Below are 25451 nucleotides of genomic sequence, written 5' to 3' on the forward strand. Positions count from 1 at the left end.
TCAGTCGATCCTTGCGCAGACATCATTCGTATGATGAACTGCCGTCCACATGCCACCCACCACATCGCACCACCCGTCCAGGTAAGGAGACCCCCGTGTCCGTACCTCCACCCCCCGGCACACCCCGACGGGTGCTGGCCGCGACGGCGGCGGTGGCGCTGACCGCCGCGGCCACCGTGGCCGCCGTGACCACGTTCGCCGCACCGGCCCTCGCCGCGACCACCACCCTCTACGCGTCCCCCTCCGGTGGCGGCAGCGCCTGCACCGCCACCCAACCGTGCTCGTTGACCGGTGCGCAGACCGCCGTCCGCTCGATGAACAGCTCGATGTCGGGCGACATCGTCGTGCAGCTGGCGGACGGCGTCTACCGGCTCTCCTCGCCGCTGCGGTTCACCGCCGCCGACTCCGGCACCAACGGCTACCGGGTCATCTGGCAGGCGGCACCCTCGGCCCGCCCCGTGATCAGCGGTGCCCGGGCGGTCACCGGCTGGTCGCAGGTGGACGCCGGCCGCAACATCTGGCGGGCCAACGTCGGCGCCGGCACCGACACCCGCCAGCTCTACGTCAACGGGGCACTCGCCACCCGGGCCCGCACCCAGGTCAACCGGGCGGACTTCACCGCGGACAGCACCGGCATGCGGTTCACCAGCGGCGCCCTGAGCTACCTCAACAACCTGGCCAACCAGAGCCGCATCCAGATGGAGAGCGTCAACTCGTTCACCGACCGGTACGTGTCGGTGCAGAGCATCAGCGGCAACCTGATCCGGATGCAGCAACCCGGCTGGAGCAACAACAACTTCGGGTACGACACCTTCACCAGCCCGCACCGCGCCGGGCCGCTCTACCTGACCAACGCCTACGAGTTCCTGGACACCCCGGGGGAGTGGTACCTCGACCCGGGCAGCGGCGCGCTGAACTACATCCCGCTCGCCGGCCAGAACATGAGCAGCGTGAGCGTGGAACTGCCGACGCAGCAGTCCCTGGTCAACCTCGGTGGGACCTACGCCTCGCCGGCACACCACATCTCGTTCACCGGCATCACCTTCACCGGCACGACCTGGCTGGGGGCCAGCAGCAACCAGGGCTACGTGGACCAGCAGACCGGCGCCTACATCTACGGCAACTGGAACTGGCCCAGCTTCTCCTCCTGCCACAACGGCTGCCCGCAGTTCGAGGCCACCCGGCCGAACTGGCAGCAGATGCCCGCCGCCGTGCAGGTTTCGGCCGCCAACAACATCACCTTCAGCGACTCCCAGTTCGTCAACCTCGGGCAGACGGCCATCGGCATCGGCAACGACGCCAACGCCCACGCCAGCGGGGTGGGCCTGGGGGCCAGCAACATCACCGTCACCCGCTCCGAGATCGCCCGCAACGCGGCCGGCGGCATCGTCGTCGGTGGCGTACGCGCCGACGCCCACCACCCCAGTGACCAGCGGATGGTCAACCGGGACATCACCATCAGCAACAACCGCCTGCACGACCTGGGCATCGAGTACCGGGGCATCGTGTCGGTGCTCACCACCTACGTCACCAACTCCACGGTGTCGTACAACGAGGTCTACAACATGCCGTACACCGGCATGTCCATCGGGTACGGCTGGGGCTCCAACGACGCGGGTGGCAGCGAGCACTACGCCGGCCGTGGCCTGTACAACTACCAGCCGCGCTACACGACGGCCACCACCGCGTCGAACAACCGCCTCATCGGCAACTACGTGCACGACGTGATGCAGCAGATGAACGACGGCGGCTGCATCTACACCCTGTCGGCGAACCCGGGCGGGTTGATCAGCGACAACTACTGCCTGCGGACCAACGGCTACTTCGGCGTCTACTTCGACGAGGGGTCCCGCTACTACACCGCCCGCAACAACGTGTTCTCGTCCACCGGCACCTGGGCCACCGCCAACTACTGGTACGCCGAGAACATGGGCAACTTCACCGTCACCAACAACTGGTCGACGAACGGCAGCACCAACGTGACGAACGGAGACCGGGGCAACGTGGTGTCCGGGAACGTGACGGTGACCAACGGGAACTGGCCCTCCGGTGCCCAGGCGGTGATGGCCGGGGCCGGCCCGCAGGGCGGCAGCAGCACCCAGAACGTGCAGATCGTCGGTACCCAGTCCGGGCGGTGCGTGGACGTCGAAGGTGCGAGCACGACCAACGGCGCCCAGGCGAAGCTCTGGGACTGCCACGGCGGGACGAACCAGCGGTGGACCTACACCGCCGGCAAGCAACTCATGGTGTACGGCAACAAGTGCCTCGACGCGTCCGGGCAGGGCACCAGCAACGGCACCCTGGCGATCATCTGGGACTGCAACGGCCAGATCAACCAGCAGTGGAACGTCAACGCCAACGGCACCATCACCGGTGCCCAGTCCGGGCTCTGCCTCGACGCCAGCGGGTACGGCACCACCAACGGCACGGTGGTCCACCTGTGGGCCTGCCACGGCGGCGCCAACCAGCAGTGGAACCTGCGTAACTGACGCCCCTTGTGGGTGGGTTCGCGCGGCGAACCCACCCACAAGGGCCGGCCCGCTGCCGGTTCAGGACGCCTGTCGTCGGAGATGTTCGGCGAAGGCGGCCTGGCTGCCGAGCATCTGCAGGATCGCGTTGCGGTAGGCGACCGACGCCCACAGGTGCAGTTCCTCGTCGTCGATGTCGCCGAAGACCCGCGCGAGGGCCTTGCGTCGGCGGCGGTCGAGGACCTTCTGCGGTCGGGCCAGCAGATCGCCCTCGCGGCGCAGGGCTTCCAGATAGGCGGCGACGGCCGAGGTGTACTCGGCGCCACCGAGGTCCGCAAGCAGGCCGAACTCGAAGGCGTGCAGCGCCGCTTCCGACTCCCAGTCCGGGGGACGCTTGACGTGGCGGATCAGCATCGCGTGGCGCGCCTCGAACAGCAGCAGGATCCCCCGGCCGAGCCGGCTCAGCGGCCGGCGGGGCGACGGCAGCCGCAACGTGCGTACCGGTTGTCCGGTGGCCACGTCCACCGCACCGGCGAAGCTGGGCATCCGCTGACTGCCGGGCACCGGGTCGGGCACCAGGCACACCGGGTCGGCGTACACCAGAGTGGTCTGGCCGGACAGGGCGCGCACCGTCGTCGCGTACCGCTCGGCGAAGGGCCGGTCGTCGGCCGGTGCGCCGGGAGTCAGGGCGTAGACCACCCCCGGCACACCGGCGGCGGGTACGCCCAGCACCCCGGAACCGCGCAGGAAACCCCAGGTCGTCTCGGCCCAACGGCTGCGCCGCGCCACCTCGGCGGCGGTGTCCCGCCAGTCGCGGGCGAGCCGTAGCCGCTCCCACACGTCGGTGGCGTCGGTCAGCTCGCCGAGTGCCCGGGGCAGTACGGTCCCGGAGTCGACGTCGAGCGGGTCGGTGACCACCGACGCGACGACCGCCGCGTGCTCGGCGCAGTCCGCGTCGGTGTGCGGATCGCCGGCCGCGCCGTGACAGTCCGCCAACCAGGTGACCTCCGGACTCGTCGACTGCCGGGCGAACGCCGGCGCCGGCAGCATGCCGGCGTGCAGGATCCTCTCGTACTGCACTCTGGAGCGGGCCGTCCGCAGCATGTCCAGCGGCAGCACCGGGGCCAGCTCCACGACCGTATCGATGATGACGCAGTGCGGGCAGGCGGGCCCGTCCGGGTCGACGACGCGGAACTCCCGCAGATGGTCGAGCCCGGGCTGCTCCCACTGCACACCGATGCCGCCGCCCTCGCGCAGCATCAGGTAGAGGTGAGTGGTGGCCTGCCGGTCCCGGGTGACGGCCACCATCTCGTCGAGGAACCGCCGCCGGCTGATCTGTTCCACCGGGTCACTGTATCGACCGTGGTCGCGATCATGGACGCGCCGCGACCCGGCGGAAACCGGTGTCCGCCTACCGACTCGGTCGACTATCCTCCGCGTCGACATCCGTCGAAGGACAGGAGTTGAGATGCGCCTCGACCTGGTCACGGCCCCCGCTCCGACGCGAGAGCTCACCGTGCGCTGACCCGTGCGGCCCACCGCCGGTCCACCGGCGGTGGCGGTGCTCCTCGCAGCGGAGCGGTCCCCCTGACGGCCGTTCCCTTCCAGCTCGAGGAGCAATTTTGCGTGCCCTGATATCCGCGCGTCTCGGCGCGGACTTCGCCAAACTCTGGACCGCCTCGGCGGTGTCCAACGTCGGTGACGGCATCACCATGGCGGCCGGCCCACTGCTGGTCGCCTCCATCACCGACAACCCGGCACTGGTCGCCGGTGCCGTCTTCGTGCAGCAGTTGCCCTGGCTGCTGTTCGCCCTGCTCAGCGGTGCCTACGTGGACCGGCTCGACCGGCGTCGCCTGGTGGTGACGGTGAACCTGGTCCGGGCCGCCGCCCTCACCACGCTGGCCCTCACCATCGCCACCGGAACCGTCACCGTGGTCGTCTGCTACGTGGTGCTCTTCCTGCTCGGTACGGGGGAGACGCTGGCCGACACCGCCATGGGCGCGCTGCTGCCATCGGTGGTCGCCCCCGACCGGCTGCCGAGCGCGAACGCGCGGCTCTACGCCACCTTCACGATCGGCAACCAGTTCGTGGCCAAGCCGCTGGGTGCCTGGCTGTTCGTGATCGCCGCGGCGGCACCGTTCGGCCTCAACGCACTCACGTTCGCCGTCGCCGCGGCGCTGCTGGCAGGGTTGCGGCCGGCCCCGGCCCCGGCCACCACGACGCACGCCTCGGTGGTCCGCTCGATCGCCGAGGGGGTGCGGTGGTTGTGGCGGCACCGGCTGCTGCGGACCCTGGCCCTGAGTATGGGCGTGGGCAACGTCGCCTTCTGCGCCGCGTTCGCGGTGTTCGTGCTCTACTGCCGGCAGCGTCTGGGAGTCTCCGACGTCGGTTACGGCTTCCTGCTCACCGCGTTCGCGGTCGGCGGACTGGCCGGCACCGCGGTGGCGGCCCGACTCGTCCGGACGGTCGGTCGAACCGCGGTGCTGCGGGTCGGGCTGGTCGTCGAGATGCTCACGCACCTGATCCTGGCCACCACCACGGCGCTCTGGGTCGTGGTGGCCGTCCTTGTCGTGTTCAGCGCGCACGGCATGGTCTGGGGAGTCACCGTCGCGTCGCTGCGACAACGGCTGGTGCCGTCGCAGCTGCTCGGCCGGGTCGGCAGCGCGTACGCGGTGCTCGATCTCGGTGGGGCGGCGGTCGGCTCCCTCCTCGGTGGACTGATCGCCGGCATCTGGGGCCTCACGACACCGTTCTGGATCGCCGGGGTGACGATGGCGCTTGTCGCTCTGGCCGCCTGGCGACCGCTGGCGCAGAGTCCGAACCGGTCGGAGACTATCGAAGAGGGCTGATTACCGTACCATCGGGCTGTTCTTCCCTGGGCGGTGCGGAGGAGACCGCATGGACGATGTGACCCTCCGAGCCCTGCGGCTACTGGAGGAGGCGCAGGCCGGTGGGGCGGCCCAGGTGCTGGCGGAGGCGGTCGCGGCACTGCGGGAACCGACCGGGGAACTGCGCGACGGCCCCGCGGCGATGCACTTCGCCCGGGTCGTCGCGCTGACCCGGCTCGGTGACCTGCGCGCCGCGATCGCCGCCGCCGATCTGATGCTTGTCGCCGCCGAGCGGGAGAACAGCGCCGGGTGGCGCTCCTGCGCGTTGTCGCTGCGCGCCGACCGGCGGCTGCGCCTCGGCGACCAGGACATCGCCGAGTACGACATCGAGGCCGTCCTGCGGGACCTAGTCCGCGCGGAGACGGCGCTGCTGGCCGGCGAACCCGATCCGGTGATCGAGGGCAACGCCCGTACCGGGCTGGCGATCGGGTACGCGAAGCTGCGCCTCTACGAGCTGGCGGTGCCGCAGTTCCAGGCGGCGTACGAGACCACCTGCCGACCCGGGTACCCGGACAACGGCAACCGGGCGATGTGGCTGTGCAACCTCGCCGAACTCAACCTGATGTGGGCCCTGGAGCTGTACCAGGTCGGTCAGGTCGCCGAGGCGGAGAAGCACACCACGGTGGCCGAGGAACACGCGGTACGGGCGATGACGGAAGCCTCCGGCCCCAAGGCGGAGGTGTGGCGGCTCTCCGCGTCGCTGTTCGCGGCGTGCGCCCGCGCCGACCGCCAGGACCCGGCCGGTGCGGCGGAGGACATCCCCCGGTTCCTGGCGTCGCTGCGGGAGCACGGTGTCGAACAGCGACACCAGGAGCAACTGCTGTGCCGACCGTTCCACGCCGTCGCGCTCAGCCGGTCCGGGCGGCCCGGTGAGGCGCTGCGCGTCATCGAGGAGGCGGTGACCGGCCTGTCGCCCGACAACGACTGGCTGATCACCGCGGCGCTGCACCGTACGCACGCCGTACTGCTGGCGAAGAACGGCGCGCGTGACGCGCTGCCCGGCCTCACCTACGGCGACGCGCTCGCCGAACTGCTGTGGCGGCAGCGGCACCGCTGGCTGCACGCGGCGGTGACCATGCAGTCGTACGACGTGCTGCGGTGGCAGCACGAGCGGGCCGAACGGGCCGCGCGGATCGACCCGCTCACCGGGGTGGCCAACCGGCGTGGTCTCGACAGCTTCCTGGAGAACCTGGCCACTCCCACCACGGGCGCATCCGACCCCGTGGCCGTGCTGATCGTCGACGTGGACCGGTTCAAGCAGATCAACGATTCGCTGGGGCACGCCACCGGCGACGATGTGCTGCGGAGGGTGGCGCAGGTGCTCGCGGCGAGCGTACGCCGGGACGACTTCGTGGCCCGACTGGGCGGGGACGAGTTCGTCGCGATCCTGCCGGGAGCCGATCTCGGTGCCGCCGAGCAGGTCGCCCAGCGGACCGTCGACGCCGTGGCCGGACTGACCGCCTGGCCGGTGCGGGTCAGCGTCGGTGTGGCCAGCGGCTACCCGTACACCCTCGGGGAGACCCTGGCGAACGCGGACCGCGCGATGTACGCGGCGAAGCGGGCGGGCGGAAACCGGATGAGCAGCCGCCACCCCTCCTCCTGATCGGACGGGCCGGTGCCGCCGGCCCAGCGGAGTGCCGTGCCGTCGGCCGGTGCGGCAGGATCGGTGTGTGGACATCGAGCCGGTCGACGCGGCACCCCTCCGGGGATTCCGCCGCGCGATGCTTCGGCAACGCTGGGACGACCTGGTCTTCCTGCACTGGCCGGTGGAGCCGGGGCGGGTCGCGCCGCTGCTGCCGGCCGGCACCCGCCCGGACACCCTCGACGGGCTGACCTACGTCGGGCTGATCGGCTTCCGGATGGTCGGCCTGGGGCTCGGTTTCGGGCCGGGTGTGCCGTACTTCGGCAGCTTCTGGGAAACCAACGTCCGGTTGTACTCCGTGGACGGCTCCGGCCGACGAGCCGTGGTCTTCCGCTCGCTCGACGCCTCCCGGCTGGTGCCGGTGCTGGTCGCCCGGGCCACCCTGCGGCTGCCGTACCTGTGGTCGGCGATGAGCCTGGAACGCGACGGCGACCGACTCCGCTACCGCTGCCGGCGCCGCTGGCCCGGCCCGGCCGGGTGCGACGAGCCGCATCGAGGTCCGGGTCGGCGGGCCGATCGCCGAGCCGACGCCGCTGGAGCACTTCGTCACCGCCCGCTGGGGCCTGCACACCCGGGCGTACGGGCGAACCCGGCACCTGCCGAACTGGCATCCCCGCTGGCCGCTGCACCACGCGGAACTGCTCGCCCTGGACGACGAACTGGTGACCGCCGCCGGGCTGCCGCCGCCGCAGGGGCCGCCGACCAGCGTGCTCTACTCGCCGGGGGTGCCGGTCGCCTTCGGCCCGCCGACCAGCGTGCGTCAGCCCAGAGCCTGATCAGCAGGCGATCCGGCGACTCAGGCAGCCGCGTCGCGTGGCTCGAAACTGACGCTGAGGCTCACGTCCAAGGCCGCCGCCAACCGCTCCAACACGGGCAGGGTCGGAACGGTGCCGCCGGCCTCGAACCGTGCGACCGCCGACTGCGTCATCCCCGATTCCTTGGCAAGCTGTGCCTGGCTCCAACCTCGGCGCTCACGAAGCTCTCGAATCGCACGACCAAGTTCGAACGCCAACCGCGTCGCGTCGTATGCCTCCGCCGCCCCCGGCTCGGCCATCCGCCGCTCCCGCAGCGATGCCCAATCACTACGCTCACCCATGATCTAGCCCTCCTTCTCCACGGCGCGGTGCGCCTCATCGATGCATCTGGCCAACACCCGGCGTGCTCGGTCGACCTCTCGCTCGTCGCGCATACGCGTCTTGTGAAAGACGGTCAGCAAGATGATCCGCTTGTCCGACGCGATCCAGTAGGTGATCCTGACTGCTTGCCGTTCCAGGTAGAACCGCAACTCGCGTAGCTTCCCATCCAGCTGTTTCGTGTACGGCTCGCCCAGCAAGGTCTGGGTGAGCCCCGGCCGCACGATGGTTCGCAGCTGACGCTTGCCGGGAAGGGGCGGCCACCGCGTTCAAACGGGTCGCGATGACGATCGTTCGCACGCGGTGGCCGCTCGGGGCGCGTGGCGGATCAGAGGTAACTGAACAGTGGGGGGAAGAGCAGCACCACGATCCAGGCCCAGGCGGCGTAGACCGGTAGGTAGCCGGTCTGCCAGCGTTCCAGGGCCGCGAACGGGGTGCGCCGGCGGACGAATCCCAGCACCAGCCACGCCGACCAGGCGAGGTTGGCCAGCAGGATGACGTTCTCACCGAGTGCCGCGGCCTTGTTCGGGGTGGTGCCGTACTCGGTGATCCGCTCGGTGATCGCCCACAGCACCAGCACGTCGATGATGAGCGCGCTGACCACGAGGGCGAGCTGCAACCTGTCGAACAGGCCGGGCGGGGCGAGCGGGTCGCGGGCCGAGATCGAGTAGAGCAGCAGCCCCAGCACCACGACCAGCAGCAGGTCGAACAGGATCAGGGCCTCCCGCTCGACGTTGATGCCGGCGGTGGTCCAGACGATGGCGATCAGGAAGGCCAGCAACGCGGCGGTGAACAGCGGCGTGAACAGGCGGGTGAGGACGGGGGCGATGTTCTCGACGACGCTCTGCTTGGCCTCGACGAGCCAGCCCGCCACGACCACCGCGGCCACCACGCCGCACGGCAGCAACCACTGCGAGACGAAGCCCTCCGGGTCGATGCCGATGGCCTGGAAGGTGCCGACCGTGAAGGCGGTCAACACACCGCCGCCGAGGGCGATGAGGACGAAGTAGACGAAACACTCGCCGGTGAAGCGGATGAAGTCCATCCGTCGCCGCGACGAGCGTAGGTCGTCGCAGACGTAGGCCAGGCCGACCACGAACCACAGGGCTATCGGCAGGTGAATGGTGGTCAGCACCAGCGACTGGGAGTCCTCCGCGAGGGAGTAGACGTTGGCGGCCACCGCGCCGAGGGCGAACAGCGCCACCATCACCCCGATCACCGCCGTCCCGGCCCGGCGCCGCCAGGCCAGGTACGCGGCCAGCCAGGGCAGCGTGAACAACGAGAAGTTGGGTGCGTAGAAGGCCCCGTCCTGGTCGAAATCCAGGCCGAACAGTGCCGGCAGCTTGATCGACACGGCCGCGCCGACCGCGCAGACGATCATCGCGACCAGGTCGCGCCGAGACCGGTTGTCCGTCTCCGGGTCATCGGTGCCGCCGGTGAGAACCAGTTGCTTCCACAGCCGGTCCGAGTGCTCCCGGGCGAACTCGCGGGACAGCTCGTCCAGGCCGCCGAGCCGCTTGACCGCGACCAGGAACGCCTCGTCGGGGCGCAGGCCGGCGGCGATGAGTTCGTCGACCGAGCCGCGCAGGTGGTCCTCCAACTCCTCGGCGTCCGCGCGCTGCAACTCCGGCCGGCGGCGGACGTAGTGACGCCACTGGGCGAACTGGGCCTCCAGCCCGTCCGGGCCGGGGGAGGCCGTGCCGCCGTCGGGGCTGCCGGGCGCGGTCATGCCAGACCTCCCAGGGGAATCGTCACCGCGCGCCGGACGTCGCCGGGGTCGATCCAGATCGCCTTGAGGGCGCTCACCACGGTGTCCCACTGGCGACGTTGCTCGGCCAGCTCGGCCAGACCGCTGTCGGTGATGCGGTAGTACTTGCGTCGCCGCTCCCCGGGAACCGACTGCCAGCTCGACTCCACGTGTCCGAGCCGTTCGAGCCGGTGCAGCAGGGGATAGAGCAACCCCTCGGTCCAGTCCAGCTCGCCGTCGGACAGCTCGTTGATCCGCCTGAGGATGGCGTACCCGTAGCTCTCCCCGTCGGCCAGGATGCCGAGCACCATCGGCGTCGCCGAGGCGGCGACGAGATCCTTGGTGACCTTCATGAGATTCTCCCACCACCAATACCTAGAACTGTGAGGCATAGTAGTTCTAGGTATTCAGACGGCGCAAGGAAACGCCCGCCGGCATCGCCGGCGGGCGCTCAGTGAATCGTCCAGGTCGTCGGGGTGGGGTGCCGCTCAGCGCCCGCCGCCACGCCCGCCGGGCCGGGCCCGGGCGGAGAACGCGGCCGCGCCGGAGCGCGCGGCACCGGCCTGCCCGGTGCCCGACCGGGCGGCACCGGATCGTCCGCTGCCGGCCGACGCGGATCGTGCCGAGCCGGCCGGTGCCGCCCGCCCCGAGTTGGCTGAAGCGGACCGGGCCGCGCTGGTCTGGGCGGGTTTACCGCCGCGACGACGGCGGCCCGTGGGTGCGGGCGGTACCTCCCGCCGGGTGGCCGGGGTCCCGGCGGCCGGCGCGACCGCGAGCGTTCGTTCCCCCGGCGCGAGTTGACGCAGCAGCGCGTCCCCGGGACGGAGTCGGGTGGTGGTCGCCGCGATGCCCGCCTTGCGGGTCAGCTCCCGCACCTCGGGGGCCTGCGTGTCGGTCATCAGCGTGACGACCGTCCCGGCCGCGCCGGCCCGGGCGGTACGCCCCGACCGGTGCAGGTACGCCTTGTGTTCCACGGGTGGATCGGCGTGCACGACGAGGGCCACGTCGTCGACGTGGATGCCCCGCGCCGCGATGTCGGTGGCCACCAGCGTGCGCACCGTGCCGTCGGAGAACGCCTGGAGGTTCCTGGTGCGGGCGCCCTGGGCCAGGTTGCCGTGCAGCTCCACCGCGGCCACCCCGGCCGCGACCAGCCGGCGGGTGAGGGTCTTGGCGCCGCGCTTGGTACGGGTGAACACCACCGTCCGGCCCGGCGCGGCGGTCAGGTCGACCAGCACGGCGAACCGGTCCTCGGCCTGCACGTGCAGCACGTGGTGCGTCATCGCGGCGACCGGCGACCGGGGAGAGTCGACGCTGTGCACCACCGGATCGGTGAGGAAGCGCCGCACGAGCACGTCGACGCCGGAGTCCAGGGTGGCGGAGAAGAGCAGCCGTTGCCCATTGCGCGGGGTCAGCTCCAGCAGCCGGCGGACGGTCGGCAGGAATCCCAGGTCGGCCATGTGGTCGGCTTCGTCGAGCACGCTGATCTCGACGGCGTCCAGGTGGGCGTGTCCGGCCTGCACGTGGTCGGCGAGCCGGCCCGGGCAGGCCACCAGCACGTCGACCCCGGCGCGCAACCCGGCGATCTGTGGCCGCGCGGCGACGCCGCCGAAGACGGTCATGGTGCGCAGCGACAACGCCTGGGCGAGCGGCGCCATCACGCTGTCGATCTGGGTGGCCAGCTCCCGGGTGGGCGCGAGGATGAGCGCCCGGGGCCGTCCGGGCCGGCGGGGCGTGGCGGTGGCGGCCAGCCGGGTGAGCACCGCCAGGGCGAAGGCGTACGTCTTGCCCGAACCGGTGCGGCCCCGACCGAGCACGTCACGACCGGCCAGGGCGTCGGGCAGCGTGGCGGCCTGGATCGGGAATGGCCGCTCCACCCCGGTCGCCGCCAGCACCCGGGTGAGTGCGGCGGGCACGCCCAGCTCGGCGAAGGTCGGGACGGTGGGCGGGGTGGTCTGTTGCTGTGGGCGGCGTGCCGCCATGAAGGCTCCGAACGTCGAAGGGGACGTCCCACCCGGCGCTGCGTTGCCGGCCGTGGCCGGGCGCGTCGACGGCGCGGGGTCTGGGACATCGAATCGGACCCGCCGTCGGGCGGGTCGCACGATCAGCCTACCCGACCGGCGGCGAGCCGGCTGCCGGTGCGGTTCAGGAGGGTGCCACGACCCGCCAGCGGCTCTGGCCGCCCATCCACGCGCCGGCCAGGATCTCCGCCGACTTGCGGCCGGGGCAGGGGTAGATCTTCGAGCGGCCGGTGCCGCCGCCGGCCCGGGCCTCGACCTCCCACGACTCGCCGTCGGTGCGGATGTAGACGTCGCGACGTCCGCGTGGGGTGTGGTCGCCGTTCCACCAGTGACGCTCAACTCTCACCCGCTGACCGTATAGCACCAGGTCCGTCAGGGAAACGTTTGATGATCTTGGGAGATTTGACCGCCACGCAGGGTGTTTGTCGTCTCGACCCGGTGTGGTCGTTGAGGGCCCGTCCGGGGTGACCCGGACCACCCGTCGTCCGGGTCGAAGCGTGGCGTTGGAGGGTCCCGACAAAATCCGTTGTCCGGAGGTGGTAGTTCCCACGTCTTCCTTACCCGCCGGTAGCCACGAAGGTTGGTTGAGCGGGACCCCCTGTCCGAGGGAGCGTCCCCTCCTGTCAAGGACGATCTTCCGGAGGCCTGCTCGGTGTTCAGCCGCATCGCCATCGTCAACCGGGGAGAGGCCGCCATGCGGCTGATCCACGCTGTTCGCGAGCTCAATGCCGAGACCGACGCCCCGCCGATCGAGACCGTCGCGCTCTACACCGAGGCGGAGCGGTCGGCCACCTTCGTACGCGAGGCCGACCACAGCTACTGCCTCGGGCCCGCGTCCGCCCGACCGTATCTGGACCACCGGGTGCTGGAACGGGCGTTGCACGACACCGGCGCCGACGCGGCCTGGGTGGGTTGGGGCTTCGTGGCCGAGGACCCGGCCTTCGCCGAGCTCTGCGAGAAGAACGGCGTCACCTTCATCGGCCCGAGCCCGGAGGCGATGCGCAAGCTCGGCGACAAGATCGGCGCGAAGCTGATCGCCGAGGAGGTCGGCGTCCCGGTGGCGCCGTGGAGTCGCGGCGCGGTGGAGAGCCTCGACGCGGCCCAGCGCGCCGCGGCCGAGATCGGCTACCCGCTGATGCTGAAGGCGACCGCGGGCGGGGGCGGCCGGGGCATCCGGGTGGTACGCAGCGACACCGAACTCGCCGAGGCGTACGAGCGCACGAGCCTGGAGGCGCAGCGCGCGTTCGGCAGCGGTGTGGTCTTCCTGGAGCGGCTGGTCACCGGCGCGCGGCACGTCGAGGTGCAGGTGATCGCCGACGGCCAGGGCACCGCGTGGGCGCTGGGCGTGCGGGACTGCTCGGTGCAGCGACGCAACCAGAAGGTGATCGAGGAATCCGCCTCGCCGGTGCTCTCCGCCGAGCAGACCCGCGAGCTGAAGGAGGCGGCCGAGCGGCTCGCACTGGCCGTGGACTACCGGGGCGCGGGCACCGTGGAGTTCCTCTACCACCCGGGCGACCGGATGTTCGCCTTCCTGGAGGTCAACACGCGGTTGCAGGTGGAGCACCCGATCACCGAGGCCACCACCGACTTCGACCTGGTGAAGGCGCAGATCCAGGTGGCCGCCGGGGGACGGCTCGGCGACCGGATCCCGGTCGAGGCGGGGCACGCCGTCGAGGCCCGGCTCAACGCCGAGGACCCCGACCGGGACTTCGCCCCGTCGCCCGGTCGGATCGTGCGCCTGGTGCTGCCCAGCGGACCCGGCGTGCGAGTGGACACCGGGGTCAGCGAGGGCGACGTGATCCCCGCCGACTTCGACTCGATGATCGCGAAGATCATCGCGTACGGCCGCAGTCGCGACGAGGCGCTGAGCCGGTTGCGCCGCGCGGTCACCGAGACCACGGTGATCATCGAGGGTGGTGCGAGCAACAAGAGCTTCCTGCTCGACCTGCTGGACCAGCCCGAGGTGATCGACGCCAGCGCCGACACCGGCTGGATCGATCGGGTCCGCGCGCAAGGCCGCCTGGTCTGCACCCGGCACTCCGGGGTGGCGCTGGCCGCCGCCGCCATCGAGGCGTACGAGGACGAGGCGCACGTGGAGCGGCAGCGCCTGCTCTCCACCGCGCACGGCGGCCGTCCCCAGGTCCAGCACGTCAGCGGCCGGCCGATCGACCTGAAGCTGCGCGGCGCGACCTACCGGGTCTCCGTCGCGCAGACCGGACCACACCGGTTCCGGGTGGGCGTCGGTGAGACGGCGACGGTGGACGTCGAACTGGAGCGCTACGACGAGCACAGCGGACGGATCCTGGTCAACGGTCGGCGGTTCCGGCTGGTCACCGACACCCACGGACCCATCCACCTGGTCGAGGTCGACGGCGTCACGCACCGGGTCAGCCGCGACGAGGGCGGCGTACTGCGCTCCCTGTCACCCGCGCTCGTCGTCGCGACCCCGCTCGCGGTGGGCGACGAGGTCGAGGCCGGCGCGCCGGTGCTGGTGCTGGAGAGCATGAAGATGGAGACCGTGCTGCGCGCCCCGTTCGCGGCGAAGGTACGCGAGTGCCTGGTCTCCGTCGGCAGCCAGGTGGAGACCGGCGCACCGCTGCTGCGCCTGGAGCCGCTCGGTGACGGGACCGCGAGCGAGGTCGCCGAGTCCAGCGCCGTCGACCTGGAACTGCCGCCCGAGCCGAGCGGCCTGTCGGCCGGCGACCGGGTCGCGCGGGGCATCGCCGACCTGCGCAGTCTGCTGCTCGGCTACGACCTGGACCCGCGTGACGAGCGCCGAGTCCTCGCCGCGTACCTGGCCGCCCGGGCCGAACTGCCGCACCGGCCGCTGGAGGAGGAGGTCGAGCTGCTCCAGGTCTTCGCCGACCTGTCCGAGCTCAGCCGCAACCGGCCGGCCGGTGAGGAGACCAGGACCGACACCCGGGTGCACAGCCCGCGCGAGTACTTCCACACCTACCTGCAGTGCCTCGACGTCGAGCGGGCCGCCCTGCCGGAGACGTTCCGTCAGCGCCTCGCCCGGGTGCTCGCCCACTACGGCGTCGAGGACTTCGAGCGGACGCCGGAGCTGGAGGAGGCCGTCTTCCGGATCTTCCTCGCCCAGCAGCGGGCGGCGGTCGACGTGAAGGTGGTCGTCACCTTCCTGCAACGGTGGCTGACCGAGCCGCCGCCGGCCGACAGCCTGCGCGAGCTTGTCGGTCAGGCGTTGGAACACCTGATCTTCGCCACCCAGCGCCGCTTCCCGGTGATCGGCGACCTCGCCCGGAGCGTGGTGTTCCGTTGGGCGGCCCAGCCGATGCTGCGCCGCAAGCGGGCCGAGGTGTACGCCGACGTGCGGCGCAACCTGCGTCACCTCGACCGCGACCCCGGCGCGGCCGACCGGGCCGAACGGATCGCGACGATGGTCGCCTCACCGGAGCCGCTGGTCCGGCTGCTCGCCCAGCGCATCGGCCGGCCGGGCGTCGACCACGGCCCGATGCTCGAGGTGCTCAGTCGCCGCTACTACGGCAGCCGTGGCGCGAGCGACGCCCGGGCCGTCGAGGTGGCGGGACGGTCGTTCTTCACCGCCGGGTACGACCGCGACGGTGAACGTTTCCGACTGGTCGCCGCGGCCACGGACTTCGCCGGGCTGCCGGCGGCCCTGACGGAGATCGCCACGCTGGTCGGCGCGGACGACGGCTCGCTGGTGTCGGGCGGCGATCCCGTGCCGTCGGTCGCCGACGTGTACCTGACCTGGGCCGAGCAGCCCGACGCGGACGCGATGGCCGCGACCCTGCGGGAGGTGCTCGACCAGGCCGGCCTGCTGGACATGCTCCAGCGGGTGACGGTCTCCGTCGCCGGACGTAACGGCGCCGAGATGCACCACCACTTCACCTTCCGGCCGGACCTGGGCGAGGACCGGGTGATCCGGGGCCTGCACCCGCTGATCGCCCAGCGTCTGCAACTGCCCCGGCTGCGCAACTTCGACCTGACCCGGCTGCCCTCGGCCGACGAGGAGGTGTACCTCTTCCACTGCGTCGCCCCGGACAATCCGGCCGACGAGCGGCTGGCCGCGATGGCCCAGGTACGCGACCTCACCCCGCTGCGCGACACCGACGGTCGGATCCTGGCGCTGCCCGCGGTCGAGGGTGCGCTCGACGCCTGCCTCGACGCGATCCGCAAGGTGCAGGCGCAGCGCCCGGCGAAGAAGCGGTTCGACACCAACCGGATCACCATCTTCGTCTGGCCGCCCAACGAGCTGAGCATCGAGGAGCTGAACACCGTCGCCCAGCGGGTGCTGCCGATCACGGCGGACGCCGGGCTGGAGGAGGTGCTGTTCCTCGGCCGCCAGCGGGACACGGACACCGGTGAGCTGACCGACATCGCGGTGCAGATCTCCTACGCCGAGGGCATGCGCATCTCGGTCACCGAGCCGACGGCGGAGCTGATCCAACCGCTCGACGACTACCGGCAGAAGGTGCTGTCGGCTCGGCGGCGCGGCACCACCTACCCGTACGAGCTGACCGAGCTGCTGGCCGGCCGCAACGGCAGCTTCGTCGAGCACGACCTGACCGACTCCGGCGAACTGGTGCCGGTGCGGCGACCCAAGGGCCAGAACAGGGCAGGCATCGTCGTCGGGGTGGCGAGCACGCCCACCGAGCGCTATCCGGAGGGTGTCACCCGGGTGGTGCTGCTCGGCGACCCGACCAGGGCGCTGGGCGCGCTGGCCGAGCCGGAGTGCGCCCGGGTGATCGCCGCGCTCGACCTGGCCGAGCGGATGCGGGTACCGGTCGACTGGTTCGCGCTGTCGGCCGGGGCGCGGATCTCGATGAGTTCGGGCACCGAGAACATGGACTGGGTGGCCGCCGCGCTCAAGCGGATCGTCGAGTTCACCCAGGCCGGCGGTGAGATCAACATCGTCGTCGCGGGCATCACCGTGGGCGCCCAGCCGTACTGGAACGCCGAGGCCACGATGCTCATGCACACCCGGGGCATCCTGGTGATGACGCCCGACTCGGCGATGGTGCTGACCGGCAAGCAGTCGCTCGACTTCTCCGGTGGGGTCTCCGCCGAGGACAACTTCGGCATCGGCGGCTACGACCGGGTGATGGGTCCCAACGGTCAGGCCCAGTACTGGGCGCCGGACCTGCGCGGCGCCCACCGGGTGCTGATGGCGTACCACGACCACGCCTACGTGGCACCGGGGGAGAGCCGGCCACGTCGTGCGGTCACCACCGACCCGGTCGACCGTGACATCTCCGACTACCCGCACGCCGTGCCGGACAGCGACTTCACCACCGTCGGCGAGATCTTCTCCCGGGTACGCAACCCCGACCGCAAGAAGGCGTTCGACATCCGTACGCTGATGCGGGCCCTGGCCGACCAGGACCACGCGGTGCTGGAACGCTGGGCGGGCATGGCCGACGCGGAGACGGCGGTCGTGCAGGACGTGCACCTCGGCGGCATCCCGGTGTGCTTGCTCGGCATCGAGTCCCGCTCGGTGCCCCGGCGCGGGTTCCCGCCCACCGACGGGCCGGACACCTACACCGCCGGCACGCTCTTCCCGCGGTCGTCCAAGAAGGCCGCCCGGGCGATAAACGCGGCAAGCGGAAACCGGCCGCTCGTGGTGCTGGCGAACCTCTCCGGCTTCGATGGCTCGCCGGAGTCGATGCGCCAGTTGCAGCTGGAGTACGGCGCGGAGATCGGCCGGGCGATCGTCAGCTTCGACGGACCGATCGTCTTCTGCGTGATCTCGCGGTACCACGGTGGCGCGTTCGTGGTCTTCTCCAAGGCGCTCAACCCGAACATGACGGTCCTCGCCGTGGCGGGCTCCTTCGCCTCCGTCATCGGCGGCGCACCGGCCGCGGCCGTGGTGTTCGCCGGTGACGTCGACGCCCGTACCGCGAAGGATCCCCGGGTGGCCGAGCTGGAGGCCCGCGTCGCGGCGGCGAGCGGCGGGCAGCGGGCGGCGCTGGTGACGCGGCTGATGGACGTACGCGCGTCGGTGCGGGCGGAGAAGCTGGCGGAGGTGGCCGCCGAGTTCGACGGCGTGCACAGCATCCAGCGGGCGGTCGAGGTCGGCTCGGTGGACGCCATCATCCAGCCCGAGGAACTGCGGCCGCAGCTCATCGCGGCGGTCGAGCGCGGCCTGGCGAAGGCGGCGCGGGGATAGCTCCCGTGGTGACCAGGACGACCGCGCGGCCGCGCCGGTCGACCGGTCGGACCCGGCGGCGGCGGTACGGACTCCCGCCGCCGCCGTGCCACCATGGGGCGTGCCCGAGGACCGGAAGCCGCCGATCGTGTTCGATACCACCTGCACCGTCGCGGCTCCGCCCGAGGTGGTGTACGCGCACCTGGCCGATCCGCGCAGCTACATCGGACTGTCGCCGCTGATCGTGGCGGTCGACGAGGTGCGGCACGGTCACGACGCCGAGGGCTGCCCGGTCGCCGAGTATCTCGCCGTCGAGCGGTTCCGGCTGGTCGGGCCGGTGCGGTGGGACAACCGCATCCGGGTACGCATGGTGTCGACGCCGCCGCACGGCCCGCTGGTCAGCGACGTGCGCAGCCCGGGCTGGGTGTCCCTGCGGGCCGTGGTGACGCTGACCGCCGGGTCGGCGGGCACCCGGGTGCACGAGCGGGTCACCGCCCACGCGCCGGCACCGCTGCGGCGCTTCGTGGCCGGTCAGGCCCGTCGGGTCGCGGCGTACCGGGCGGCCGAACTGACCCGCCGCATGGCGGCGTAGCCACACCCGGCCTCCCCGTCGGCGTGCCCCTCCCGAGTCGAATGGGTCCGGTATGACGCCTCACCAGGCCCAGACCGTCGGCTCGGCGAGTTGATGCGTGTCCTCGGTGAGGTGCGGCGTGGCAGCGGTGAGCAACGGCTGGTCCGCACTGTCGAAGACCTTTACCCCGGCGACCTTGCGATGGTCGATCTTGAAGACACCGATGCCGTCGTTCAGCGGTCCATCGGTCATCGTCGACCCCCGCGCGTCGACCAGCTCGGTGCGCGCTGCCGATTCCGGCCCGGCCACCAGCACACCGGCGGTCTCGCCCGGCAACGGCACGGCGACGAGGGCGGCGCTGCCGATGCCGGTCCGGTGGTCGGGCGGAATCGCTGGGTGTGATCGCGCAAGCGCACGAGCGTCGGCCTTGAGCAGCGCGGCGCAACCGCCGTCGAGCGAACAGGACCGGACCAGGACGGCTGCCGGCGCATCGGGGACCCAGGTGGGCAACCGACCGGTCCAGAACACCTCGGGCGTCGAGCCGACGAGTCCCTCGCCGTCGAGCACGTCGCGCAGCTCGCGGACGGCGGTTTTGCCGAGGTCGGTTTCCTGCGCCTCCGTGATCGTCAGGTTCGTCCGCACGCCGGCCTGGACGGCCGGGCCGGAGTACCGCACGGTCCCGTCGCAGGTGAACTGCCACCGTCCGGCCGGCTCACCCCCCTGCACCGCGTAACCGTCGGTGTTCATCCGCGCCCAGGACCGGACGACGGAGCCGTCCGGCTGGAGCCGACCGGCGTTGGAGACCTCCACGCGGCAACCGGCCGGTGCCAGGCCGACCGCGAGATCGGCGACGTGGTCGTCGCCCCTAGGGGCGTACCGTGCGAAGAAGACGTACGGAGTCAATTCCTGCGGCTCGTCCGGCGTCCCGGTCTGGTCGAGCAGTTCCGGCACGGACGCACCCTCCGGGCCGCTGCTGTGGCGAATCAGTGCGTGCGAGTCGTTCAGGTAGGCCACCACCACCACGCGGGACGCGCCCGGCATGTCGTCGGCGAACAGCACCCGCACCTCGTCCAACGACGGATCGACAAGGAGTTCGGCGCGGGCGGCCCGGTACTCCCGTTCGATGGTGGCGATCAGCGCCGTGTCGCCGGCCAGACTGCCGCGGGTGGGTGAGTCGAGTAGCCGGCGCACCATCGGATCGTCGATCGGACTCGCCGGTTGGTACGCCGCCGTGGCCAGCGTGGACTCGTCGGTCCTCAGCAGGCTTGCAAGACCCACGGGCGGTATGGTCACCATGGCCAACACCAGGGCGGCCACACCCGTCAACGCCGCCTGTCGCTGCCGGCGTCGCCGTACGCGACGTAGCAACCGCTGGTACGGGTCGGGCTCGGGCACCACCGGTTCGGCGAGCCGGGCCAGCGCGTGCCTGATCTCATCGGCCATCGCTCGGATCTCTCCTTCTCGACGCGTCCGGCACCGCGGCCAGCGAACCCTTGCCGACGTCGCGGCACGGTGCCGGTTGTTCCGATGTCACCGGCCGGGGCGGTGCCGCCGGCAGCACCGCCCGGAGCCGGGCGAGCGCCCGTGAGGACTGGCTCTTCACGGTGCCGACCGAGCATCCGAGCGCGTCGGCGATCTGGGCCTCGGTGAGGTCTTCCCAGTAGCGCAGGACCAGCACCGCACGCATCCGGGGTGGCAGGTGATGCAGCGCGGCGAGCATCTCGTCGCGGACCACGACATCGTGGGCCAGGTCCCGGCCAGGCTCGCTCGGAGACCGCCAGGAACCTGTGACACCGGCGAGGAGCTCCCGGGAACCGAACCGCCGCCAGAGCCGGGTCCGCTCGTTGACCATGATCCGGCGGACGTACGCCATCGGCTCGTCCACCTGACTCCACCGGCGCATCGCCCGCATCAGCGCGATCTGCACCAGATCCTCGGCCGCGTGACGGGAACCGGTCAGCAGGTACGCGGTCCGGACCAGGTCCGCGTACCTGATCTCGACGAACTCGCGGAAGCCGTCATCGGTCACCTGCTCCCCTCCAGCCCTGCCTGGGCATCGTTCATGACAGGAAGACCCCGGGCCGACCGGAAAGGTTGTGCGGTGCCGACGAGGAGTGGGATTTTGCACCTACAGTGCATCTTGTTTCGGAGGCCGGGGCTGCCTAGCGTCTTCGGCATGGCTGCCTCCTGGACGTTCGCCGTGGCCCGTGCCGAGCTGAGCCGCACCACCCTGGTGGAGCGTGCCGTGCCCGCGCTGTCCGACGGCGAGGCGCTGTTGCGCGTGGACCGTGTCGGACTGACCGCGAACAACGTCACCTACGCGGTGCTCGGCGACTCGATGCGCTACTGGGAGTTCTTTCCACCCGACCACCATGGGCTGGGTGGGCAGTGGGGGCTGCCGCCGGTGTGGGGTTTCGCCGAGGTGGTCGCCTCCACCGTCGCCGAGGTCGAGGTGGGGTGCCGGGTGTACGGCTACCTTCCGCCGGCCGGACACCTGGTGGTCCGGCCGGCGAGGGTGGACGCCTCGGGATTCCGGGACGCCAGCGCGCACCGGGCCGACCTGCCGTCGCCGTACAACGGGTACCGCGCGACCGTCGGTGACCCGGCGTACCGGGCCGACCAGGAGGACCTGCTGATCCTGTTCCGGCCGCTGTTCTTCACCTCCTTCATGCTGGCCGACCAGGTCGTCGACAACGACTGCTACGGCGCGACGTCGCTGGTCGTCTCGTCGGCGTCCAGCAAGACCGCGTACGCCGCCGCCGTCGAACTGCGCGGGCGCGGCCCACGCCTGGTCGGGCTCACCTCGCCCGGCAACGTCGAGTTCACCCGCGCGCTCGGCTGCTACGACGAGGTGCTGCCGTACGACGGGATCACCGCCCTCGACCCGGTGCCGACGGCGTACCTCGACCTGTCCGGTGCTCCCGCGACCCGGGTCGCCCTGCGGCGGCACCTCGGCGACCGGCTGGTGCGCGACATCGCGGTCGGCCTGACCAACCAGATCCCGAACGCCGACGCCGCCGGGGAGGTCTTCTTCGCCCCGGTGCAGATGCGCAAACGCCGCCTCGACTGGGGTCGCGACGGGCTCGACCGACGGTTCGCCGACGCCTGGCGGCGCTTCACTGAGGTGGCCGGCGAATGGGTCGACGTCCAACTCGGCGCCGGCCCGGCCGCACTGGAGAGCGCCTGGCTCGACGTGCTCGCGGGCCGTACCCCGCCCCGGGTGGGGCGGGTCGTCCAGTTCTGAGCGGGGGGAGCGGACACCCCGGCCGCATGGAGGATTGCCAGTGCATTACCCGGTGGTAACGATGTCGTGTCATGGACTCCGCCCTGACCCTGATCGGACTACCCGTCGCCCTCGGCATCATCATGCTCGGTCTGGGTCTCGGCCTGACCACCGGCGACTTTCGCCGGGTGGCCCGGCACCCGAAGGCCGCCGTCATCGCGCTGGGGTGCCAGGTGCTGCTGCTCCCGGCGCTCTGCTTCGGCCTGGTGCTCGCCTTCGACCTGCCGCCCGAACTGGCGGTCGGGATGATGCTGTTGGCCGCCTCGCCGGGCGGCACCACGGCCAACCTCTACAGTCACCTGTTCGGCGGCCACGTGGCGCTGAACATCACCCTGACCGCCATCAACTCGGTGCTGGCCGTGTTCACCCTGCCGATCGTGGTCAACCTGTCGGCGGCGTACTTCCTCGGCGACGCGCGGAGCATCGGGTTGCAGTTCGACAAGGTGCTCCAGGTGTTCGCGATCGTGCTCGTCCCGGTCGTGGCCGGCATGCTGATCCGGGCCCGCTGGGCCCGGGTGGCCGAGCGACTGGACCGCCCGGTCCGGGTGCTGTCCGTGGTGGTACTGGTCGCGGTGATCGCCGGTGCGGTGCTCGGTGAGCGGGAGAACCTCGCCGACTACTTCGTCTCGGTCGGTCTGGCCGTACTCGCGTTCAACCTGCTCAGCCTCGGCATCGGGTACGGGGTGCCGAGGCTGGCCGGGGTCGAGCGCAGCGCCGCCAAGGCGGCCGGGTTCGAGATCGGCATCCACAACAGCACGTTGGCCATCACCATCGCGCTCAGTCCGGCGCTGCTCGACAGCACCCGGATGGCGATTCCCGGCGCGGTCTACGGCATCGTCATGTTCTTCACGGCTGCCGCCTTCGGGTACCTGGTCAACCGGGCGGGCAGCGGACGCGACGCCGCGCCGGACGGTGCCGTCCGGACCTGAGCCGACGCGGCGGTGTGACGGAGGTACGACCGGATCGCCGTCGGCGTTCCCTTGCTGTGCAACGATCGTTGGGCGTCATGCCGACCGCCCGGCTCCGTCGGCCCGCCCGGGCAACGGTCACTGGCAGGCAGACGGGAAGGCGTCCCACCTCGTACCCCTTTGGAGAGCACGATGTCCCGCTCCCCGGCTCGGGTCCTCGCCGCGCTGAACGCGGTGCGACCGCCCGACCAGTCGTCTCCCGTCATCGGCAAGGCGGTGGTGGTCGGCGGCAGCATCGCCGGGATGCTGGCCGCCCGGGTGCTGTCCGACCACGCCGAGTGCGTGGTGGTCGTCGACCGCGACGACCTGCACGCCACCGGTGGACGGCCGGGCGTACCACAGGGAACCCAGCTGCACGCCCTGTTGCCCGGCGGGTTCCTCCTGTTGGAGCAGCTGTTCCCCGGGTTCCGGGAGCAGGCCCTGGCGCGGGGGGCGGTGGAGGCTCCGCCCGCGGCCCGGCGGACCTACCTGGACGGCCGGCTGAAGGTCGTCGTGCCGGACGACGCGGACAGCCTGGCCGGCAGCCGGCCGCTGCTGGAGTCGTTGATCCGGCAGCAGGTGCTGCGACTGCCGAACGTCAAGACGATCACCGCGCGGGCCACCGGGCTGGTCTTCGACGGCGACGTGACCAGCGGCGTGCGGTGCGACGTCGGCGGTTCGCCCGGTGTCGAGCACGCCGACCTGGTGGTGGACGCCATGGGGCGGTCCAGCCGACTGTCCGACTGGTTGGCGGAGGCCGGCTGGGAGCGGCCGGCGCTGCGGCGGATGACGGTGCACCTCAACTACGCGACCGCGTTGTTCCGGCGCTCCGAGGCGAACCCGGAGCACGCGGTGGTGCTGGCGCTGCACAGCCCGACGAGGTCGGTGGACGTGGCCGGTGCCGCCTTCTTCGCGATCGAGGACGGTCGGTGGATGGCCATGATGGCCGGCTACGGGGAGAACCGTCCCGGCGGTACCGCCGATGATTTCGTCCGCCGGCTGCGGGAGCAGTTTCCGCCGGAGTTCGCGATGGTCGCCGACAGCGAACTCCTCGGCGACGTGCAGACCTACCGGCACGCCGACAGCCGGCGCCGGGACTTCCACGCGCTGACCCGGCTGCCGGCGGCGCTGGTGAGCGTCGGTGACGCGGTCGCCTCGTTCAATCCGGTGTACGGCCAGGGCATCACCGCCGCCGCGCTGCACGCGGCCTGCCTGGCCAGCTACCTGCGGTCCGGTCCGGACCTCGGCCTGCCGGCCCGTCACTTCTTCGCCCTCCAGAAGGTCGTGGTCGACGCCGCCTGGTCGATCTCCACCTCGGCCGACCTGGCGTTGCCGCACGTCGCCGGTCCCTATCCACGCGGCTACCGGCTCTCCAGCTGGGTGAGCCGGCAGATCATCGCGGCGACCGTCACCGACGTGGCCACCGCCCGCAGGTTCAACGACGTCGTCTCGATGCGCAAGCACCCGAGTTCGCTGGCCACCCCCACGGTCATCCTCAACGCCCTGCTCGCCAACCGCCGCGCCCGCTGACCCCACCCCACCGCTCCCTCCCCGCGATCTTGCACTTCCTGCCCCCGCACAAGCGGAGGAAAGGTGCATCTCGGGACCACAAGTGCAAGATCGCGGGGGTAGGTGGGGCGCGACTGTTGCATTTATAGCAATGTCAGCATATGTTTTTCGTGGGTGGGGTTGCGGGTTTCGAGGAGGTTGGGGTGGGGGGTGGGCACGATCACGGGCGGCAGGTCGCCCGGGCGGGGGAGAAGCACCGCGGGCGGCTGTGGGCGGCCTTCGTCCTGCTGACGGTCGTCATGCTGGTGGAGGCGGTCGGTGCCTGGGTCAGCGGCTCGCTGGCCCTGCTGTCGGACGCCGGCCACATGTTCACCGACGTGCTGGGGATCGGCATGGCACTCGCCGCGATCACCGCCGCGAGCCGGGCCACCCGGGCGGGTCAGCGCACCTTCGGCCTGTACCGGATGGAGGTCCTGGCGGCGCTGGCCAACGCGGTGCTGCTCTCCGGGGTGGCCCTCTACGTGCTGGTGGCGGCGCTGCGACGGCTCGACGAGCCGCCGGAGGTGCTGGTCGGCCCGATGCTCGTGGTGGCTGTCGGCGGGCTGGTCGCCAACGTGGTCGCCTTCCTGCTGCTGCGCGCCGGGTCGACGGAGAGCCTCAACGTGCGCGGCGCCTACCTGGAGGTCCTCGGTGACCTGCTCGCCTCGGTCGGCGTGCTCGTCGCGGCCGGGGTGATCGCGCTGACCGGCTGGTGGTACGCGGACCCGATCGTCGCCGTCGCGGTGGCGCTGTTCATTCTGCCGCGCACCTACCGCCTCGCCCGCGCCGCGCTGCGGGTGCTGGTGCAGGCCGCGCCGCCGCACCTGGACGTCGCCGAGGTACGCGACGGGCTGCGCGGGCTCGACGGCGTCGCCGACGTGCACGACCTGCACGTGTGGACGCTGACCTCGGGCATGGAGGTGGCCTCGGCACACCTCACCCTGGACACCGGAGCCGAGCTGGCCCCGGTGCTGGCCGCCGCCCGGCAACTGCTGCACGACCGCTTCACCATCGAGCACGCCACCTTGCAGGTCGAACCACGCGATGCCGAAGGCGTCTGCGGCGGCGCCCACTGGTGA

General features: G+C 71.5%; 18 protein-coding genes and 1 pseudogene. 10 read left to right on the forward strand and 9 right to left on the reverse strand.

All coding sequences use genetic code 11. The annotated features are described in order from the left end of the window. The first annotated feature begins 95 nt into the window (after positions 1-95). The gene (locus O7597_RS20990) at positions 96-2489 is read left to right on the forward strand and encodes an RICIN domain-containing protein (protein WP_281580482.1); all 2394 of its coding nucleotides are present in this window, start codon (positions 96-98) and stop codon (positions 2487-2489) included. 60 nt (positions 2490-2549) lie between these two features. Here the strand turns inward: O7597_RS20990 and O7597_RS20995 are convergent, their stop codons facing one another. Beyond that, positions 2550-3812, reverse strand: coding sequence for a hypothetical protein (locus O7597_RS20995; RefSeq protein WP_269739047.1), 1263 nt, complete (start codon positions 3810-3812; stop codon positions 2550-2552). A gap of 278 nt (positions 3813-4090) precedes the next feature. Between O7597_RS20995 and O7597_RS21000 the strand changes: the two genes are divergently transcribed. The 3 genes and pseudogenes from O7597_RS21000 to O7597_RS21010 all read left to right on the forward strand — a co-directional run bounded on the left by O7597_RS21000 (position 4091) and on the right by O7597_RS21010 (position 7774). Next, complete coding sequence (locus O7597_RS21000; RefSeq protein ID WP_269739046.1) at positions 4091-5317, forward strand: MFS transporter; 1227 nt, start codon at positions 4091-4093, stop codon at positions 5315-5317. A 49-nt stretch (positions 5318-5366) separates the two neighbouring features. Next, the gene (locus O7597_RS21005) at positions 5367-6959 is read left to right on the forward strand and encodes a GGDEF domain-containing protein (RefSeq protein WP_269739045.1); all 1593 of its coding nucleotides are present in this window, start codon (positions 5367-5369) and stop codon (positions 6957-6959) included. A 67-nt stretch (positions 6960-7026) separates the two neighbouring features. After that, positions 7027-7774 (forward strand): annotated as a pseudogene (locus tag O7597_RS21010) (DUF2071 domain-containing protein). A 20-nt stretch (positions 7775-7794) separates the two neighbouring features. Here the strand turns inward: O7597_RS21010 and O7597_RS21015 are convergent. The 6 genes from O7597_RS21015 to O7597_RS21040 form a co-directional block, all read right to left on the reverse strand. Next, the gene (locus tag O7597_RS21015; RefSeq protein WP_281580483.1) at positions 7795-8094 is read right to left on the reverse strand and encodes a helix-turn-helix transcriptional regulator; all 300 of its coding nucleotides are present in this window, start codon (positions 8092-8094) and stop codon (positions 7795-7797) included. A 3-nt stretch (positions 8095-8097) separates the two neighbouring features. Then, the gene (locus O7597_RS21020; protein ID WP_281580484.1) at positions 8098-8355 is read right to left on the reverse strand and encodes a type II toxin-antitoxin system RelE/ParE family toxin; all 258 of its coding nucleotides are present in this window, start codon (positions 8353-8355) and stop codon (positions 8098-8100) included. A gap of 104 nt (positions 8356-8459) precedes the next feature. Continuing rightward, positions 8460-9860 (reverse strand): permease prefix domain 1-containing protein, encoded by a 1401-nt coding sequence (locus O7597_RS21025; protein ID WP_281580485.1) that lies wholly within the window; start codon positions 9858-9860, stop codon positions 8460-8462. Beyond that, positions 9857-10231, reverse strand: coding sequence for a helix-turn-helix transcriptional regulator (locus O7597_RS21030; RefSeq protein WP_269739040.1), 375 nt, complete (start codon positions 10229-10231; stop codon positions 9857-9859). The genes O7597_RS21025 and O7597_RS21030 overlap by 4 nt, the downstream gene beginning before the upstream one ends. 135 nt (positions 10232-10366) lie before the next feature. Continuing rightward, complete coding sequence (locus O7597_RS21035) at positions 10367-11857, reverse strand: DEAD/DEAH box helicase (protein WP_281580486.1); 1491 nt, start codon at positions 11855-11857, stop codon at positions 10367-10369. 163 nt (positions 11858-12020) lie between these two features. After that, positions 12021-12242 (reverse strand): hypothetical protein, encoded by a 222-nt coding sequence (locus O7597_RS21040; RefSeq protein WP_099851929.1) that lies wholly within the window; start codon positions 12240-12242, stop codon positions 12021-12023. Positions 12243-12548: 306 nt separating this feature from the next. On the opposite strand from O7597_RS21040, the gene O7597_RS21045 reads away from it, so the two are divergent. Together O7597_RS21045 and O7597_RS21050 are read left to right on the forward strand one after the other, a co-directional pair. Then, on the forward strand, positions 12549-18044 hold the full coding sequence (locus O7597_RS21045; protein ID WP_281580487.1) for a biotin carboxylase N-terminal domain-containing protein: 5496 nt from the start codon (positions 12549-12551) through the stop codon (positions 18042-18044). 100 nt (positions 18045-18144) lie between these two features. Next, positions 18145-18615: an SRPBCC family protein gene (locus tag O7597_RS21050; RefSeq protein ID WP_281580488.1), complete on the forward strand. Its 471-nt coding sequence runs from the start codon at positions 18145-18147 to the stop codon at positions 18613-18615. Between the two features lie 60 nt (positions 18616-18675). On the opposite strand, the gene O7597_RS21055 is transcribed toward O7597_RS21050, so the two are convergent. Next, positions 18676-20037: a hypothetical protein gene (locus tag O7597_RS21055; RefSeq protein WP_281580489.1), complete on the reverse strand. Its 1362-nt coding sequence runs from the start codon at positions 20035-20037 to the stop codon at positions 18676-18678. Then, entirely contained in the window at positions 20027-20623 is a 597-nt protein-coding gene (locus O7597_RS21060; RefSeq protein ID WP_281580490.1) for a SigE family RNA polymerase sigma factor, read from the reverse strand. Before O7597_RS21060 ends, O7597_RS21055 begins: the two co-directional genes overlap by 11 nt. 147 nt (positions 20624-20770) lie before the next feature. Between O7597_RS21060 and O7597_RS21065 the strand changes: the two genes are divergently transcribed. The 4 genes from O7597_RS21065 (at position 20771) to O7597_RS21080 (ending at position 25451) form a co-directional block, all read left to right on the forward strand. Further along, positions 20771-21838 (forward strand): DUF2855 family protein, encoded by a 1068-nt coding sequence (locus O7597_RS21065; protein ID WP_281580491.1) that lies wholly within the window; start codon positions 20771-20773, stop codon positions 21836-21838. A 71-nt stretch (positions 21839-21909) separates the two neighbouring features. Continuing rightward, on the forward strand, positions 21910-22806 hold the full coding sequence (locus tag O7597_RS21070) for a bile acid:sodium symporter family protein (protein ID WP_281580492.1): 897 nt from the start codon (positions 21910-21912) through the stop codon (positions 22804-22806). Between the two features lie 171 nt (positions 22807-22977). Continuing rightward, the gene (locus O7597_RS21075; protein WP_281580493.1) at positions 22978-24354 is read left to right on the forward strand and encodes an FAD-dependent oxidoreductase; all 1377 of its coding nucleotides are present in this window, start codon (positions 22978-22980) and stop codon (positions 24352-24354) included. A 182-nt stretch (positions 24355-24536) separates the two neighbouring features. Further along, positions 24537-25451, forward strand: a complete 915-nt coding sequence (locus tag O7597_RS21080) for a cation diffusion facilitator family transporter (RefSeq protein ID WP_281580494.1) — start codon at positions 24537-24539, stop codon at positions 25449-25451.

It is taken from the genome of Verrucosispora sp. WMMC514 (assembly GCF_027497295.1).
Classification (GTDB): Bacteria; Actinomycetota; Actinomycetes; order Mycobacteriales; family Micromonosporaceae; genus Micromonospora; species Micromonospora palythoicola.